The organism is Pseudomonas cremoris (genome assembly GCF_014230465.1).
Genome location: NZ_JAAXCY010000002.1, coordinates 678,475 through 695,785 on the forward strand (window position 1 = coordinate 678,475; position 17,311 = coordinate 695,785).

13 protein-coding genes, 2 rRNA genes and 1 pseudogene are annotated in these 17,311 nt (G+C 57.8%); 8 read left to right on the forward strand and 8 right to left on the reverse strand.

Going from position 1 to position 17,311, the window contains the following annotated elements; all coding sequences use genetic code 11:
- Positions 1 to 102: 102 nt before the first annotated feature.
- The 4 genes from HF257_RS06605 to HF257_RS06620 are packed head-to-tail and all read right to left on the reverse strand — an operon-like array spanning position 103 to position 3,748.
- A complete protein-coding gene (locus tag HF257_RS06605) occupies positions 103 to 951 on the reverse strand; it encodes an ABC transporter permease (RefSeq protein WP_135290068.1) in 849 nt (282 codons plus the stop codon).
- 10 nt (positions 952 to 961) lie between these two features.
- Positions 962 to 1,813 carry an ABC transporter ATP-binding protein gene (locus HF257_RS06610; RefSeq protein ID WP_185704417.1) on the reverse strand — a complete coding sequence of 284 codons (852 nt, stop codon included), beginning with the start codon at positions 1,811 to 1,813 and terminating at the stop codon, positions 962 to 964.
- 1 nt (position 1,814) lies between these two features.
- The gene (locus HF257_RS06615; protein WP_185704415.1) at positions 1,815 to 2,840 is read right to left on the reverse strand and encodes an ABC transporter substrate-binding protein; all 1,026 of its coding nucleotides are present in this window, start codon (positions 2,838 to 2,840) and stop codon (positions 1,815 to 1,817) included.
- A 14-nt stretch (positions 2,841 to 2,854) separates the two neighbouring features.
- Positions 2,855 to 3,748, reverse strand: a complete 894-nt coding sequence (locus HF257_RS06620; RefSeq protein WP_185704413.1) for a TauD/TfdA dioxygenase family protein — start codon at positions 3,746 to 3,748, stop codon at positions 2,855 to 2,857.
- 244 nt (positions 3,749 to 3,992) lie between these two features.
- Between HF257_RS06620 and HF257_RS06625 the strand changes: the two genes are divergently transcribed.
- From HF257_RS06625 to HF257_RS06645, 5 genes are all read left to right on the forward strand, one after another.
- Entirely contained in the window at positions 3,993 to 4,700 is a 708-nt protein-coding gene (locus HF257_RS06625) for a GntR family transcriptional regulator (protein ID WP_185704411.1), read from the forward strand.
- 319 nt (positions 4,701 to 5,019) lie between these two features.
- Complete coding sequence (locus tag HF257_RS06630) at positions 5,020 to 5,778, forward strand: DUF3050 domain-containing protein (protein ID WP_185704409.1); 759 nt, start codon at positions 5,020 to 5,022, stop codon at positions 5,776 to 5,778.
- Complete coding sequence (locus tag HF257_RS06635) at positions 5,775 to 6,722, forward strand: diiron oxygenase (RefSeq protein ID WP_185704407.1); 948 nt, start codon at positions 5,775 to 5,777, stop codon at positions 6,720 to 6,722. The genes HF257_RS06630 and HF257_RS06635 overlap by 4 nt, the downstream gene beginning before the upstream one ends.
- Positions 6,719 to 10,096, forward strand: coding sequence for an amino acid adenylation domain-containing protein (locus tag HF257_RS06640; RefSeq protein WP_185712072.1), 3,378 nt, complete (start codon positions 6,719 to 6,721; stop codon positions 10,094 to 10,096). Before HF257_RS06635 ends, HF257_RS06640 begins: the two co-directional genes overlap by 4 nt.
- Before the next feature lie 19 nt (positions 10,097 to 10,115).
- Positions 10,116 to 10,574 (forward strand): SRPBCC family protein, encoded by a 459-nt coding sequence (locus HF257_RS06645; RefSeq protein WP_185704404.1) that lies wholly within the window; start codon positions 10,116 to 10,118, stop codon positions 10,572 to 10,574.
- A 44-nt stretch (positions 10,575 to 10,618) separates the two neighbouring features.
- Here the strand turns inward: HF257_RS06645 and HF257_RS33545 are convergent, their stop codons facing one another.
- The gene (locus HF257_RS33545) at positions 10,619 to 11,404 is read right to left on the reverse strand and encodes a methyl-accepting chemotaxis protein (RefSeq protein ID WP_376750151.1); all 786 of its coding nucleotides are present in this window, start codon (positions 11,402 to 11,404) and stop codon (positions 10,619 to 10,621) included.
- 117 nt (positions 11,405 to 11,521) lie between these two features.
- Positions 11,522 to 12,499: pseudogene (locus HF257_RS33550) on the reverse strand (cache domain-containing protein); the annotation flags it as partial.
- 280 nt (positions 12,500 to 12,779) lie between these two features.
- Between HF257_RS33550 and HF257_RS06655 the strand changes: the two are divergent.
- The 3 genes from HF257_RS06655 (at position 12,780) to HF257_RS06665 (ending at position 16,853) form a co-directional block, all read left to right on the forward strand.
- Positions 12,780 to 13,295 (forward strand): sigma-70 family RNA polymerase sigma factor, encoded by a 516-nt coding sequence (locus HF257_RS06655; RefSeq protein WP_185704400.1) that lies wholly within the window; start codon positions 12,780 to 12,782, stop codon positions 13,293 to 13,295.
- Positions 13,296 to 13,300: 5 nt separating this feature from the next.
- Positions 13,301 to 14,275: a FecR domain-containing protein gene (locus HF257_RS06660; protein WP_185704398.1), complete on the forward strand. Its 975-nt coding sequence runs from the start codon at positions 13,301 to 13,303 to the stop codon at positions 14,273 to 14,275.
- A 91-nt stretch (positions 14,276 to 14,366) separates the two neighbouring features.
- Positions 14,367 to 16,853, forward strand: a complete 2,487-nt coding sequence (locus tag HF257_RS06665; protein WP_185704396.1) for a TonB-dependent siderophore receptor — start codon at positions 14,367 to 14,369, stop codon at positions 16,851 to 16,853.
- A 153-nt stretch (positions 16,854 to 17,006) separates the two neighbouring features.
- Here HF257_RS06665 and rrf (HF257_RS06670) read toward each other — a convergent pair.
- Positions 17,007 to 17,122 (reverse strand): 5S ribosomal RNA (gene rrf, locus HF257_RS06670).
- Positions 17,123 to 17,231: 109 nt separating this feature from the next.
- A 5S ribosomal RNA gene (gene rrf, locus HF257_RS33775) occupies positions 17,232 to 17,311 on the reverse strand; the annotation flags it as partial.

A 17,311-nucleotide genomic window follows, 5' to 3' on the forward strand; every position in this document is an offset into this window, starting at 1 on the left:
GACGCCAGCGTGGCGTCAGGTGCGGGCGGCATTATCGGACTACGCACATTCAAAGAGCAACGATTCCTATTTGTAAGGGAAGGTTCCTACAGGCTTATGGGATCAGCGCTGCATCCCCCACCGCTTCACGGTGAGCCGCTCGAAGGTGTCGAACACCAGGTTCTCCACCAACAGGCCGATCAGGATCACCACGGCCAGGCCGGCAAACACCTTGTCGGTGTACAGCTCATTGCGATTCTGGAAGATGTACCAACCCAGGCCGCCCTTGCCGCTGGTTGCACCGAATACCAACTCGGCGGCGATCAGCGTGCGCCAGGCGAACGCCCAGCCAATCTTGAGGCCCGCGAGGATCGATGGCAGTGCCGCCGGGATCAAGATGAACAGCACGAAACGCATGCCCTTGAGGCCGTAGTTGCGACCCGCCATGCGCAGGGTTTCGGACACGCCGAGAAACCCCGAATAGGTGTTGAGCGCCAGCGCCCACAGCACTGAATGCACCAGCACAAAGATCAGGCTGTTCTGCCCCAGGCCGAACCACAACAATGCCAGCGGCAGCAGTGCGATGGCGGGCAACGGGTTGAACATCGAGGTCAGGGTGCTAAGCAGATCGCGGCCCAATTGGGTCGACACGGCCAGGGTGGTCAGGGCAAACGCCAGCACGATGCCGATCAGGTAGCCCTTGATCAGCACCACCAGCGAGATGCTGACTTTGCTCAGCAATTCGCCGCTGAGCAGACCGTCATAGAGCGCATGCGAAGTCTGTAGGAAGCTCGGCAGCAGCAGGTCATTGTTCTGGTAGCGCGCAACGGCTTCCCAGAGGATTGCGAGCACAATCAGGATCAGGCCCTTGCGCAGCCAGCCTTGTTGCCAGAGGCGCTGGCGCAGGGGGAGTTCGCGTTCCACGGGAACGCTGAGCAGCGGTTCGAGTTGTATTTCGTATTCCTGGCGCATGGGTTGTCCCTCAATAAGCGATGCGGATATCAGCGAAGCCCAACTCTTGTTCGGCCTCGGGTGCTTCATCAAATAACAGACGATGAATCCGCCGTGCCGACGCCTGGAATTCCACACCGCCGAGGCTGTGCAGGTCGTATTGATGGCTGTGGATTTCCGCGCGCACACGTCCCGGATGTGGCGACAGCAACAGGATGCGATTGCCCACCACCAGCGCTTCTTCGATGGAATGGGTGACGAACAACAGGGTAAAGCGCACCTCTTCCCACAACAGCAGCAACTCTTCCTGCATCTTGCGTCGGGTCAGGGCATCGAGGGCGGCGAAGGGTTCGTCCATCAGTAGGATTTTCGGCTGCATGGCCAACGCACGGGCGATGGCTACGCGGGCTTTCATGCCGCCGGAAAGGGTATGTGGATAAGCATCGGCGAAGGCGCTGAGGCCCACTTTGTCGAGGTAGTGCAGTGCACGCTCCTCGGCTTCATGGCGCTTGAGCGTTTTGGACGCCAGCAGCGGGAACATCACGTTCTGCTTGACGGTTTTCCACGGCGGCAGTTGGTCGAACTCCTGGAACACCACGATGCGGTCCGGACCTGGTTGTTCGACCTTATGCCCCAACAGGCGAATCTCGCCTTCGCAGGGTTTGATAAAGCCCGCGATGGACTTGAGCAACGTGGATTTGCCGCAACCCGACGGGCCGAGCAGCACGTAGCGGTCGGCCGGGTCGATCTCGAAACTGACCTGGTGGGTGGCCCGCACCACGCGCTCAGGAGTGCGGTATTCCAGGCTGACGTTATCCACCGCCAGCAACGGCGCGGTGGTGTGCAGGTTGCTGGCCTCGTGGCCTTGCAAGGGCGCGTTCATCTCAACTTCCTTGCAGGGGCTTGGCGTCCTGGAAGAAGTAGTCCTTCCACGATTCAGGCTTGTTCTTGATGGCGCCGACGCGGTAGAGGAATTCCGCCAGCGGGTAGGTGTTTTTCGGGGTAACGGTGAATTCAAACTGCGGGTTGTCGATGATTTTCAGCAGCTCTGCACGGTCGATCTTGGACTTGGTGACGCGGATGTAGGTATCGGCCGCAGCGCCTTTGTCGTTCTGCGCGAATTGCGCGGCTTCGGTCAATGCTTCAACGAACGCCTTGTAGGTTTTCGGGTTGTCATTGCGGAATTTTTCGGTGGCAAACAGAACGGTCGGCGAGTTCGGTCCGAACAGGTCATAGGTGTTCAGCACCACGTGTACGTTGGGGTTGGCCAGGGCTTGTTCCTGGAACGGCGGGTTGGAGAAGTGCCCGGTCAGTTCGGTGCCGCCGGCGATCAGTGCAGCGGTGGCATCAGGGTGCGGGACGGCGACGGTGTACTTGTCGAGGCGATTGAATTCCTTGTCGCCCCATTGCTTGGCAGCGGCGTATTGCAAGAAGCGCGACTGTACCGACACACCGACCGCAGGCACCGCAATGCGGTCTTTTTCGGTGAAATCGGCAATGGTCTTGACCTTGGGATTGTTGCTCACCAAGTAGTAAGGGAAGTTGCCCAGGGATGCCACGGCCTTGACGTTCTGCTTGCCACGAGTGCGGTCCCAGATAGTCAGTAGAGGGCCAGTGCCGGCACCGGCGATATCGATGGAGCCAGACAGCAACGCGTCGTTGACGGCTGCGCCGCCGGACAGTTGGGTCCAGTCGACTTTAATATCGATGCCTTCCTGCTTGCCGTATTTTTCGATCAGGTTCTGGTCGCGCACCACGTTGAGCAACAGGTAGACGATGCCGAACTGCTCGGCAATGCGGATCTCGCCTTCGGCCTGCGCAGCCGTGGGTGCAACCAGGCTGCCAGCCAGCAGGCTGACGCCGAGGCCGACGGTCGCGGCGAGCCGTGCGAATGGAATTTTCCTGGACATGGTCATGCTCCGAATCAGAAAGGCGCGTCGCCCTGGATGGTGGTGCGAAACAGCTTGCGGCGCAGGTGGCTTGGGCAACCGGCGGCCAGGTGGATCAGCGAGCGGTTGTCCCAGAACACCAGGTCGTGGGGCTGCCACTGGTGGCGATAGATGTTTTCCGGCAGCACGCTGTGAGCGTAGAGCTGGGCCAGCAGGTCGCGGCTTTCGTCTTCTGGCAAGCCAACGATGCGGGTGGTGAAGCCTTCGCTGACAAACAGCGCCTTGCGGCCGTTTTCCGGGTGGGTACGCACGATGGGATGCACCACTTCTGCCACTTGTGCCAACTGTTCGGGCGTCAGCGTCGGGCGCCAGTTGCCTTCGAATTTGGTTTCGCTGTAACGCGCGGTGTAGGAATGCGCTGCGCTGCGGCCCTCAACGGCTTTGCGCAGGTGATCAGGCAGTTGCTCCCAGGCCTTGTGCATATCGGCGAACAAGGTGTCGCCGCCTTCGGAAGGTAATTCCTGGGCGTGCAGCATCGAACCCAAACTCGGCAGCTCTTTATACGACAGGTCCGAATGCCAGAATTTTCCAGCGTCCCCCAGGCCGATGGATTGGCCATTTTCGATGATGTTGGAGACGATCAGGATTTCCGGATGGTTGGCCAACAGGAACTGTTTGAGCACGTGGATCTGCAACACACCGAAGCGGCGGCTGAAGGCAATCTGTTGTTCAGGGGTGATGCGTTGATCGCGGAAGACCACTACATGGTGGTCCAGATGCGCTCCGTGGATGCGCGCGAAATCTTCGTCGTTGAGCGGTCGAGACAGGTCCAGGCCGATGATTTCTGCACCGACACTGCCGGGCAGTGGGCGAATCTCGAACGCTTGGGCGGTTGGGGTCGCTGTTGGAACAGTAGAGGTGGCGGACATGAGGTCACTCCCGGTCAGACAGGGGAGTAACTTTATAGATATAAGAACGTCAGTTTAAATACCGATAGTGAATATCGATAGACAGGAATGTAAGACGCAGGAAACACGCAATGTGGGCGCCGGGAGTACGATGTTGAAGCACTTACAAGCCGAAACCGTGCCCGTTTGACAAGCATGAGGGCAGTCTCTAGTGTGCATTGGATCCAATTAGCCACCCCATTCCGACAAGGAGGATAGCGTAACCGTGACGCAGAAGCCGAGCCCTTTGAACAGCATCAAGATCAGCGGTCCTATTCCCGCCCATCTCGCTCGCTCCGTGATTGAAGAAACCTTGCGCAACGCCATCCTCGATGGCCGCTTGCCCTGCGGTACAGCCATGCGCCAGCAGGAGCTGGCCAGTTTGTTTGGGGTCAGTCGCATGCCGGTGCGTGAAGCCTTGCGCCAGTTGGAGGCGCAGTCACTTTTGCATGTGGTGACGCACAAGGGCGCCGTGGTTGCACCGTTGATCGAGGACAATTCGGCAGAGACTTATGGGCTGCGGATGTTGCTGGAGTCTGAAGCGTTACGCTTGTCGATTCCCTTGCTCACCGAAGCCGATATTGCCGAGGCGGATGCCCTGATTGACGCGCTGGAGCGCGAAAAAGACTACACCGAAATTGGTCGCCTCAATCGACTGTTCCACATGGCCCTCTACGGCAAGGCCCCCAACCAGCGCCTGCTCAAGTTAGTGGAGCATGGGCTAAACGAGGAAGAGCGCTTTCTGCGTTTCAACCTTGAGGCAATGGGGCTGGGCGAGACCTCCCAGGAAGACCACCGTGAGTTGCTGAACCTGGTGGCACAAAAGAAAACCGAGGAAAGCATCCTGACACTGCGCAATCACTTGATGCGGGGGATGGAAGTGATCACGACGTACCTCAGCGGGCTGGACGCCGCCGGCAAGAAAAACACGTAATCGAATGATTAAAAGGCTGTGGGGCAGCGCTACTCACTGTAGTAACGTCCCGCACTTAAGAAACTTCCCACCGCAATCGACGTCATCAACTTACATTTAATATTATTTAGAAAAACATCTAATACATTCATATGTTCGCCGAACTGTTTAACCCGCTTATTATCTTCCCGCACTAAACCAGACACCTCTTTTATCGCACACCCACACGCTTGAGCGCCCTTGTGCCCTCTGACGGGTTTACGACCCCTTATCTTTCTTGCCGATCACAAAAGCTCATCGCTGTATTTACAGCAGACGCAACAACTTATAGGCATCAACCATGCACCACACGCTACTTAAACAAAAGCAACTGCAGTTATGCGGCCATCCGTTATTTAATGAAATAACCTCTATTAGCAAGTTACAACTTTTCATGGAAAGCCATGTATTTGCTGTCTGGGATTTCATGACACTCACCAAACGCCTGCAACAGGACCTGACCTGCACGCAGCTTCCCTGGCTCCCCCCCGCTGACCCGCACGCCGCACGGCTGATCAACGAGATCGTGCTGGGTGAAGAATCGGACGAGCACCCCCGGCAAGGCTATTGCAGCCACTTCGAGTTGTACCTCGAAGCCATGGCCGAAGTCGGTGCGAACACCGGCGCGATCAACCACTTCATTACCCTGCAACGCCAGGGCCTGGACGCAAGCGCAGCCTTGCAGGAAGTGGCTGCCCCCCCTGGCGTGGCCCGTTTCGTCAGCGCCACCTTGCACATTGCATTGAGCGCCCCGACCCATTGCGTCGCCGCGGCATTCTTGCATGGCCGCGAGCACGTCATCCCGGCGATGTTCAAGCAGATCCTGCAATCTGATGAGCTTATCCAGCACCAAGCGCCTACGTTGTACGGTTACCTCGCACGCCATATCGAATTGGACACAGACGATCACGCGCCGGCTGCGCAGTTGTTGCTTGAACGCCTGGTCAGCGAGGACCCGACATACCCTTCTCAGGCTCACGATACCGCCCTCGCCGCTGTGGAAAGCCGCATCACCTTCTGGAACCAGGTGCGAGCCGCACTGCAAGAGGTGCGCCCATGAGCATCGCGCAATACCAGAGCATTGCCGAAGACTGGGAGCGCCGCGCAACCATTCGTACACGCCCTCGCCGCTTACTGGAAAACGATGACAAGTTGATCTACCCGCTATGCCGTCAGCCTCTGGTGCTCAGCGCGGCCTTCCTGGAGCACTGCCCGCAGTACCGCGACTTCGTGCTGGCGCAAAGCTTCTACAAATTTCTTAACGATGTGGTGATATTCGAAACTGAAATCGTCGACAGGACCGCGCGCAGCATCGCCAAGAATCGTTTCTCGCTGCCCTTTCCTCTCGCCTGTCGCTACGACGCGATGACTGTCGTGGTGGACGAGGATTATCACGCGTTAGTCGCACTGGACTTCCTGCAACAGACCATCGCCCTGACCGGTATCCAACCGCTCGACCTGCCTGGGCAAATCGAACTGAGCCACGCCCTGCCAGCAGCGCAGGCGCAGGTGCCCGCGCACCTGCATGACGCGATGGAGTTGATTGGCGTGGCCATCGCCGAAAATACCGTGACCCAAGAGGTGGCGGCATTTTCCAAGGATGACAGCATCAAGGCCTCCATCCGTGGCTTGATGGCCGACCACCTGTTTGATGAAGGCCGTCACGCGCAATTCTGGACACGGCTGGTACGCCTGTACTGGCAAACCGCGCCCTCGGATGACCGCGATTACATCGCTCAAGCACTGCCGACCTTCCTTGCGCATTACCTGACCAACGACTTGCAGAAAAACTTCGACTTGCTCCTGATCGAAAACCTCGACCTCAGTGCAAGTTCACGTCGCGCTCTGAGCGACGAAGTGACGGCGCTGGCATTCCCCATCACTCACCAACATCCGTTGCTGGCCAATGTCTTGGGCTTTCTGCAACACAGTGGGTTGCTGCAAACCCCGAGCGTGGCACAGGCACTGAGTGCCTACTTGCCGATGCCGGGGAGGTCCGCATGAGGCGCCTGACGATTGGATGGAACGGTAGCAGCAACGCTATAGGCAACCTCAGGCAGAAGCTGGAGCAGTACGGACATGCTTGTGGCGCAGCGGCCGTCGACCTGTGGGTTGACGACGGTAGCCAACCGCTGACGAATGACCCTGAGCAAGCCCCACGGATAAGCTTGCGCCTGGGTGTTGGCCCAGTATCCAACTGCGGGCTGCCTGCGCTGCAACTGCGTGCTTACGACGCATATCGACGTTTATATGCGGTGCTGGATATCGCTGAAGAAACCAGCGGAAACGGCCAGCGGCTGCGCCTGCGGGTGACGAATACGCTGGTGGAATGGGTGGCGCTGCACGTCAGCGGCTTCGCGCGTGACCCTGGGTTTTTCTCGACAGGCGCGGTGGCCAACGACTGGCCGGAGAAGGATTTACGCGAGCTTGAAGTGCTTGCGTTCCTGCATCGATTCAACGGCACGGCGAACCCCGAATTGATGCGGGAAGCCCAGGTACCTGTGATCGAACGGTTGCAGGCGAGCCTAACGATCTTCGCTGATCGACCGGCGCTGAACATCGACGGCAACGAGGTGACCTACGATCAGCTGCGGGGGCTTGCCCTGGCGATTCAGGCGCGTTTACGTCCGCTACTCGGACCCGCTGAAACGCCGCCGGTGGTTGGCGTATGCCTGGAAAAATCCATCGAGTTGTATGCAAGCATCCTCGCGGTGCTGGGCTGTGGCGCAGTGTATCTGCCATTAGGGTCGGACCATCCCCCTCAGCGCCATCAGGCCATGCTCGAAAGCGCCGGCGCCCACGTGTTGCTGGACGCTGGCCAGCACCCAATGCGGGAGCATTTCATTGCCCTGGATGTGAGCGCTGTGGACGTGCGCGCCACCGAGATCACCGAAGGTCTGATGCACCATCGCCCGCCATCTGACGCGCCGTGCATGGCGCTCTTTACCTCGGGCTCCACCGGTCAGCCTAAAGGTGTGTTGCTCAGCCAGGGCAATTTGGCGCATTTCACGGCGTGGTTTCGATCCTGTATGGCGTTGGATGAGCGGAGCCGCGTCCTGCAATTTTCGCCGTTGGGTTTTGACTCGTCGCTGATCGATATTTTCCCCTCCCTGCTCGCAGGTGCCGTGCTGATCGTCCCGAACGAAGTGCAACAGCGCGATCCCCGGCAGTTGCAGGATCTGCTGCACCAGCAGCGCGTCACCCATGCGTTTGTGCCGCCCGCACTGCTCAGTATCTTGCCGCTGGATCAACCGCTGGGGCTTACGCACCTGCTGACCGGTGGCGATGTGTGCGAACCCCATGTCATCGATCGACTTGCAGGACAGTGCCGGTTTCACAACCTCTACGGGCCCACGGAGGCCACGGTGCTGATTACCCATCGGACGTTGCGCCCCGGTGACGGCAACCGCAACCTCGGACAGCCTATTGCCAACAGCCGGGTACTGATCCTCGATGAGGATCTACAACCGGTGGACGAACAGGTGATGGGCGAGATGTACCTCGCCGGTCCTGGCGTGAGTCTGGGGTACATCAACGCGCCACCGCAGCGCGAAAGCCCGTTCGTCGAGCTCACTCTGCCCGGCGGCGAGACCTTGCGAGCCTTGCGCAGCGGTGACATGGCGAAATGGACCGCCGATGGAATCGTGCTAGGCGGACGTCGCGATGATCAGGTGAAAATCCGTGGCTTTCGTGTCGAACCCCAGGAAATTGAACAGTGCCTGCGCAACAGCCGGCTGTTCCGCCAGGTGGCAGTGGTGATCGACCAGGAATGTCGGATTCGCAGCTTTGTCGCCCGGCCCGAACCGGGGGCTGCCTTGACGGCGCTGCAGCAGCATGCACGGCAGCGTTTACCGGGTTATATGCAGCCCGGTTACTGGGTCGAACTGGCAGACATGCCGTACTCCAGCAACGGCAAGATCGACCGGCAAGCATTGTTGGCGTTGCCGTTGCAGTCCAATTCGAAGGCGACTGGCAGCGGCGCACAAACACCGCTTCAAACGCGATTGAACAGCCTGTGGGGCGAGCTGCTAGGGCTGACCGTTGATGAGCTGTCGATTGATGACAGTTTTTTCGACCTGGGTGGCCATTCGATTTTGCTGTCGACCTTGTTGCTGCGGGTTCGCGAGCAATTTGGTCGCAGCTTCGCTTTGAGCCGTTTCATTGAAGCGCCGACCATTCGCACGCTCGCCACCCTGATTGAAGACCGAGAGCCCTGCGGCGCACCCTCCAGCCAAGCCGTGCAGGATGCACAACGTCCATGGGTGATCGAGACGCTGCCCGAGGACCGCGCGGGCGATCCGCATAAAGTGATCGTGACGGGAGCCAACAGCTTTGTCGGTGTCCATATTGTCGAAGCGCTGCTGGCCAATGGTGCAACAACGGTGGCATGCCTGGTGCGTGAAGAGCCTGGGCAATCAGCGATGTCACGGTTTACCCAGGCATTGCGCGAATACCGTCTGGAACACCTGGACGTGAGCCGGGTGCAGGTATACGCCGCCGATATCAGCCTGGCGCGCCTGGGTTTGACCTGTGAAGCGTATGCCTATCTCGCCGAAAACTTTGGCGTACTGATACACAACGCAGCGCGGGTCAACCATGTGCTGGACTACGCATCGCTGGCCAGGGATAACGTCGACCCGCTCGTTGAATGCCTGAAGTTGTGCGAAAGCCAGCGTAAGAAAGTGCTCAATTTTATCTCGACACTGTCGGCTTCAAGCAGCATCGACGCCCTGGGAAATGTCCTCGAAACCCCCGCCTCAGGCACGTTGCCGCTGTACATCAAGAATGGTTACAACCTGTCCAAATGGGTCGCCGAACGGTTGCTGGAGCGGGCGGTAGAACAAGGTGCTTGGGTGAATATTCATCGCCCCGGCAATATCAGCTTCAACCGCCACAACGGCGTGTGCCAGCCGCAAAAAAACCGCTTGATGCTGATGCTCAAGGGCTCACTGCAATTGGGTCTGGTGTCTCGGCTGGAGGTGAACTTCGATCTGATGCCGGTGGATTTCCTGGCGCGCTTTATCGCGTTTCATTGCGGCGCGTTCCACGCTGATCGACGGGTATTCAACCTGCACAATCCAGAACCCTTGAGCTGGGAGCATTACCTGGACGCGTTCAGCCGGGCGGGCCACAAGTTTGAGCGGATAAGTGTTGCGCAGTGGCAGCGGGCGCTGCGAACGGTGAGCCAGGACAATGCGTTGTTTGGCGTACTTGGGTTTTACCTCGGCCGGCTGGATGAAGACATTGGCGACACCTCGATGATTCGTCATGACAACGCACGCTATGGCGTTCGTGCGATGGGGGAGCAGTACCCCGAAAAAAACCTGGCGCTGTTAAGCAAAGGCTGTGATTACCTCAAGACCATCGGCTTTCTTTGAAACGCCTCAGGACCACCTCATGAAAACGCTGCAACCCGATACGTTAATTCGCAACCCCAGCGGTGCTCCAATCGTCGCCTGTGTAACAGTCAACTGCTCTGCCGCGTGCCTGTGGCAACTGGTGGGGCAGTTTAGTGGCTTTGATGCCTTCATCCCGCAAATGACGCACACCGAAATGACCGGCACCGGCGTGGGCGCCTTGCGCACCAAATATTTCCGTGATGGCCATCGCGTGGTGGAGCAGCTCAATAGCTGGGATGAGCACACCATGCATATGACCTGGACCACGATCTACAACACCCTGGGCATAGCCAGGTTGTGGGCGGCAATGCACGTGGAAGCACTTGGCACAGAGTGTTCCAAAGTGACCTGGACCATCATTGCCGAGCCAGTGGATGTGACGCAGGTGGGGTTTGAGGCATTTGTGCAGGGCTTTGCCTACAGCGCTCTGGAAAATGTGCGCCGGTTACTCGGCTGAATGGCAGAAGCGAATCCATTCGCTTCTGCCCGTCTGCTACCGGTTCAGATCTTGAAGCTGTCGACCAGTTGCTTCAAACGACTGGCCTGCTGCGACAGTGCATCGCAGTCCTTCAGCGTTTCATTGAGGTTGGTCACGCCCTGCTGGTTCAGCAGGTTGATCTGATTGATATCGACGTTGAGGGTTTCCACCACCGCTGTCTGCTCCTCGGTGGCCGCAGCGACGGACTGGTTCATCCCGTCGATCTCGACGATACGCTGCGTCACGCTGACCAGGCGCTCACCGGCCTGGTTGGCAACCTGCACGCTTTCTTCGCTGGAGGTCTGGCTGGCATTCATGGTGGATACCGCCTCACGCGAGCCCACTTGCAATGAGGTGATCATCTTGTGGATTTCTTCGGCCGATTCCTGCGTGCGGTGCGCCAAGTTGCGTACCTCATCGGCGACCACGGCAAACCCACGCCCAGCCTCACCGGCGCGTGCTGCTTCGATCGCGGCGTTGAGTGCCAGCAGGTTCGTCTGCTGGGATATACCTTTGATCACGTCCAGGATATGGCCGATGTTGTCGGTGCTGGCGTTGAGGGTTTCGATCTGCGTGCACGACAGGCTGATTTTCTGTGACAACGCCGACATCGCCAGGATGGTTTGCTCAACCACTTTGCGCCCATCGTCGGCCTGCTCGCTGGCACCACTGGCGTGCTGTGAAGCATCGGCGGCATTACGCGCGATTTCCTGGGTGGCCGCACCCAGCTCGTTGATCGCAGCAGCCACGCTGTTGGTGCGCGCACTTTGCTCGTCGGAGCCGATGATCGAGGCGTTGGACGACGCCATAACGCGCTGAGACAAATCGTGCACCTGGCGGGTAGCCGAAGACACCTCGGAAATCGAGGCGTGGATGCGCTCCACAAACTGATTGAAGGCACTGCCCACTTCGCCAAATTCATCCTTGCTGGTGACGGCCAAACGGCGAGTCAGATCACCCTCGCCTTGCGCAATATCCTGCATGGCAACGCCCATGGTCGTCAGGGGGCGCAGCAGCACTTGGATCAACAGACTCAAGAGCACGGCGATCGCAACGACGGCAATCAGCATGGCAATCAACGCGGAGGTGCGGAACTTGCCCAGCGGTGCGTAGGCTTTGTCTTTATCAACTGACAGACCGATATACCAATCAGCACCAGGCAAGCCGTTGATGGGGGTGAATGACAGGATGCGGTCCTGGCCATTAAGGACGACATCCTGGCTGACTTTCTCGATACGTACCGGGATGCCAGGGTAGATGTCCTTGAGGTTTTTCATCACCTGGTCCTGATCAGGACTGACGATGACCTGGCCATCGCTGCTCACCAGGAACGCATGGCCGATACCGCCGAAGTCCACCGAATTGATGATCTTCACCAAGGTTTGCAGGCTCAGGTCGCCGCCAACAACGCCAAGCAGTTCGCCATTCTTTTTCACCGGCATGGCAATGGTCACGATCTGCCCACCCACTGCGGCCATGTAAGGCGGAGTGAGCATGGGTTTATCGGCGGCTACGGCTTGCTTGTACCAGGGGCGTTGGCGGGGGTCGTAGCCGTCAGGCATTTTTGCGTCAGGCCGTTGGGTGAACACTCCATTGGTCTGACCCACATAAGTGAATTGGAAGTTCGAGGTGAACGCGGGTTGATCGACCAGCCCGGGAAGGTCTGCACCGCTGCCCTGATGAGCGACGTTTTGCGCCAGGCTTTCGAGCACCAGGATTCGGCCACTGAGCCAGTTCTGGACACTGCTGGCGGTAAGCTCACCGGATTGTTGAATAGACGACTCCAGGTTCTGCTTGATAGTGCTGCGCTGCAGGTAATCGTTGTAGAGGGTGAATAACGCGAAGGCTAGAACCACTACGCCTGACGCGGCCAACAGAATTTTATGACTGAACTTTAGATTCATTTCATCGACTTCTTTTTGCCAAAGGGGGGATTGCGTGCCGGGTGGAACATTCCATGTAAGGGCATAGGCAGCTTCTTGGGCTGCTCTATTTCGGTGCACGCATGGCTCGTCAGGCTTTCGGCCAAGCCGAGGCAAAACTTAGCGCTTTGTAGGAACCATCCTTGTTTTACGTAGGAAACCGACCAGTGGTTGTCGTACAAGGATCAGAGTTGCAAAATTTTTCTGCCTCCCAAACAATGCGAGTAATTATCATTTGTGACGTTTGGCCAGGTCTGTGTGAATGCCATCTACTGAGTACATCCCGGGTGAGCGCGTCGTAGAGACGCTTTATCACACTCATCACAATTGGCTGAACACATGGCTGCGCAGCCGGCTGGGCAACGCTTGCGATGCCGCGGACCTGGCCCAAGACACTTTCGTGCGCTTACTGCAAAAAACCGAACGCTTTGAACTCAAGGCACCTCGGGCATTTTTACGCACCATTGCCCGAGGATTGGTGATTGATCACTGGCGCCGGGAAGAGATCGAGCGCGCGTACTTGGAGTCCATCGCCCATTTGCCCGAAGCGTTGGCCCCGAGCGCCGAGGACCGTGCGCTTGTACTGGAGTTGTTGGAAGGCATAGCGCGGCTTCTTGAGGGACTGAAACCTAAGGTGCGTAAGGCATTTCTGTTGGCACAGTGCGATGGGCTGACGTACAAGCAAATCGCACAGCAGATGAGCGTGTCATTGCGCTCGGTCGAGCGCTACGTCGCTGAGGCGCTCTACCACTGTTATGTCCTACGGTATGGGGCGTGATGGCGATGGAGAACGCCACGCGCCCAGGGCCTGATCCCCAGGTGGTCAAACAAGCCATCAGTTGGGCGCTGCGCCTGCGTAATAACCGCGCCAATCTGCGCTTGCGCACACAGTGTGAGCACTGGCGTGAAGCCCATCGCGATCACGAATTGGCTTGGCAGCGGGTGCAGGCATTGCAACAGGAGTTGAGCAGCCAGCTCGCGGCGATTCCGGGCGCACATGTGGCGCTGGAAAACAGCGCGCAAGGGTTGGGCAGGCGCCAGGCAATGAAGATGTTGTCCGGCGTGTTGCTGGCGGGCTCGGCGGCGTGGATGAGCCGTGACATCACGGGCTGGCAGCGCTGGACGTCCGACCTCGCGACGGCCACCGGCGAACGCCGCAGTATCCAACTGCCGGATGGCACTCGCTTGCAACTCAATACTGACAGTGCGGTAGACCTGGACTTCAGCCCGCAGCAGCGGCTGATCAGATTGGTGCGCGGGGAAATCCTGGTGAATTGCGGCACGGCTGCGTCGGTGCCATTGCTGGTTGAAACACGCCACGGCTTGTTCGAAGGCATCGATGGGCGTTTCGCCGTACGCCAGGCCAGTGATTGCACGCGGCTGAGTGTGGTCAGCGGCAACGTGACCATACGTTCGCCACACCAGGCAAATGGGCTCTCGACCCGAGTTCAGGCCGGGGAAAGCTACCTTGTGCGTCAGACCGAAGCCATCCCAGCCCCACCAATGAACATGGATGTGGGCGCCTGGGCCGATGGGCTGATTGTTACGCGGGGCATGCGCCTCGCTGACTTCCTTGAGGAAGTTGGCCGTTATCGGCACGGCTATCTGGGCTGCTCAACAGAGATCGCCGACTTACGACTATCGGGCGTTTTTCGTCTGGAGGATACCGATAAGTTACTGGCGATCCTGCCGCAAACGCTGCCTGTTCAAGTGCGTTATCGCACACGTTGGTGGGTGAGCCTGGAGCGTTCGGCCTGATTGATTGTTTTTTTGGCGGCTTTTTTCCGTGAGTCCGGCTTAGACAGTAAGCCATTCACTTTGCCTTCACCGGCCTCTACGGATCTTGATCATGACTGTGTGCTTTCCCTCTCACTCTTCCTACCCGCTATTAAGAAAAGCCGTACGTGCTGCATTGCTGTCGACCGCGATGGGCATCAGCGTGGTGCCGCTCACCGTCATGGCTGCAGAACCCGGTGCCGAACACGTCACACAGCGCTACCAGGTCCCTGCCGGACTGCTGAGTGACGCGCTCAATCAGTTTGCGCGGCAGGCCGGGATCACCCTTTCCAGCACACCCGCGCAAACTCAGGGCCGGCAATCAGCTGGGCTGCAGGGTGAATACTCCGTCGAACAAGGGCTGAGTCATCTGCTCAACGGCTCGGGACTGCAGGCAACTTCCGATGATGGCGTCAGCTTCGTCTTGCATGTGCCGCCGGAGAATAGCGCGCTCACCCTGCCCACCACCGATGTCAAAGGATTCGCCCTCGGCAACGCCCTTGGCAGCATGGAAGGCTACAACGCGACGCACAGCCAGATCGCCACCAAGACCAGCACGGCCTTGCTGGAGACCTCGCAAACCGTTTCCGTGGTAACGCGCGAGCAAATGGATGATCAAGGCTCCCAGACCGTTGCCCAAGCTATGCGCTATACGCCAGGCGTGTTGACCAACCCCTATGGCGCGACGCACCGCTATGACTATGTGGCGATGCGCGGCTTCAATGATGGCTCTGTGGATAACATCTACCTGGATGGACTGAAGTCCATGGGTGACAGCGGTACCTACAGCACGATGCAGGTTGATCCGTATTTCCTGGAGCGCGTGGATATTCTCAAAGGTCCATCTTCCGTTCTATATGGCCGTAGTTCGCCTGGCGGCTTGGTGGCATTGACTAGCAAGAAGCCATTGTTTGAGCCTTATCATCAGCTACAGGCGACAGTAGGAAGCAACGGGCAACGAGGCATGGGTTTTGACTTCAGCGGGCCTGTGGATGACGACAAGCGCATTGCTTATCGGCTGACCGGGTTGGCGGATAAGTCCGATACGCAGTTCGACCATGCCAAAGAAAAGCGCTATGCGTTGGCACCGACTCTCAGCATCGATTTCACCGATGACACGTCGCTGACACTGCAAGCCTATCTGCAACATGATCCTGACGGTGGCTACCATGGCGGTATGCCGGCGGATGGCGCATTGCATCAGCGCAATGGTCAGCGCATCTCCAACCACTTCTTTGAAGGTGAGCCGGGGGTTGATGGTTACAAGCGAGATCAGCAGTCATTTGGTTACCAGTTTGAACATCGCTTCAATGATGTCTTCACCGCGCGGCAAAACTTCCGCTATCTGGACTCCAAGGTGAGACTGGATCAGGTGTATGCCTATGGCTGGACCACGCCGACCAGTAACGAGCTCAATCGGTACTATTCAGGGGGTGATGAAAAGCTGCACGCGTTCATCATCGATAACATGCTGCAGGCTGAATTCTTTACTGGAGCGACCAAACATACCATGTTGATGGGCGCCGATTATCAGCGGCGTAAAACAGTTGTCGATTGGACGAGTGGATCGCTTCAGCCAATCAATGCGTTCAACCCGGTCTACGGTAATTCCGCTATTAGTTACTACAGTCCCACCAGTTATCTACGGCGATTGGAACAGACCGGTGTTTATCTGCAAGACCTGATTGAAATGGATAAATGGCGGTTTTCCCTGGGGTTGCGCCAGGATTGGGTAGAGACGTCCGATGAAAATCGAATCGCCGAGGCGAGCCGCCCTGTAGGCACCGAGATCAGCGACAAACGTACCAAGCTTACAGGCCGCACTGGGGCGTTGTATCTGTTCGATAACGGCGTTGCCCCTTATGTCAGTTACTCGGAATCCTTCAACCCCAACTCTTATTCAGACAGCTCTGGCAACCCTCTAGCCCCTACTGATGGGACGCAGTGGGAAGTGGGAGTGAAGTATCAGCCGCCAGGCACCGACAACCTGTTTACCGCTTCGTGGTTTCGTATTGATCAGGAAAACCTGGCGACCAAACTACCGCAGGAGAACTTCTATCGTGCGGTGGGGGCTGTGCGCTCTCAAGGGTTGGAATTGGAAGCGCATATGCAACTGACCGATAACCTCAAGCTCTTGGGTAGCTATACCTTTACCGACATCGCGTACTCCAAGTCGATGGTCAGCACCTTGAGTACTGCTGGCAACCTCATTGAAAACAAAGGCAACTCACCGACACAAGCACCTCGGCATATGGCCTCTGTGTGGGCGGATTACAAGTTTGATAGTGGTGCCCTGGACGGGTTGAGACTCGGCGGGGGTGTGCGATATGTGGGTTACAGCTGGGCGGATGCGGAGAACACGATGAAGGTTCCGTCCTACACCTTACTGGATGCCTCGGTGGGGTATGACTTGGGGAAGGTTGGGTTGAAGGGGGTTGATGTACGGCTCAATGCTAACAACCTGACCAATGAGAGCTATGTGGCGTCTTGTGCCAGCCTTAACTTCTGCTATCTGGGGGAAGAACGTAACGTGAGCGCGACGGTGAGCTATCAGTTCTGATCCATGAGCCCTAAACCAAACCGGCGTCTGTTATCAGGCGCTGGTTTTTTTGTGTCTGCCGTACGCTCCAGGGATCAGGGGGTATATCAAGACGCGCGCCCCTAAACGACAAAACCCCTGTCTGCGTTAGCAGACAGGGGTTTCGGAATTCAATCTTGACGATGACCTACTCTCACATGGGGAAACCCCACACTACCATCGGCGATGCATCGTTTCACTGCTGAGTTCGGGATGGGATCAGGTGGTTCCAATGCTCTATGGTCGTCAAGAAATTCTGTGTACCGGAGCGTTGCGCTAGCAACGTGCCGATGAAATTCATGGACTTCTACATAAACAAAACCCCTGACTGCGTTAGCAATCAGGGGTTCTGGAATTTAATCTTGACGATGACCTACTCTCACATGGGGAAACCCCACACTACCATCGGCGATGCATCGTTTCACTGCTGAGTTCGGGAT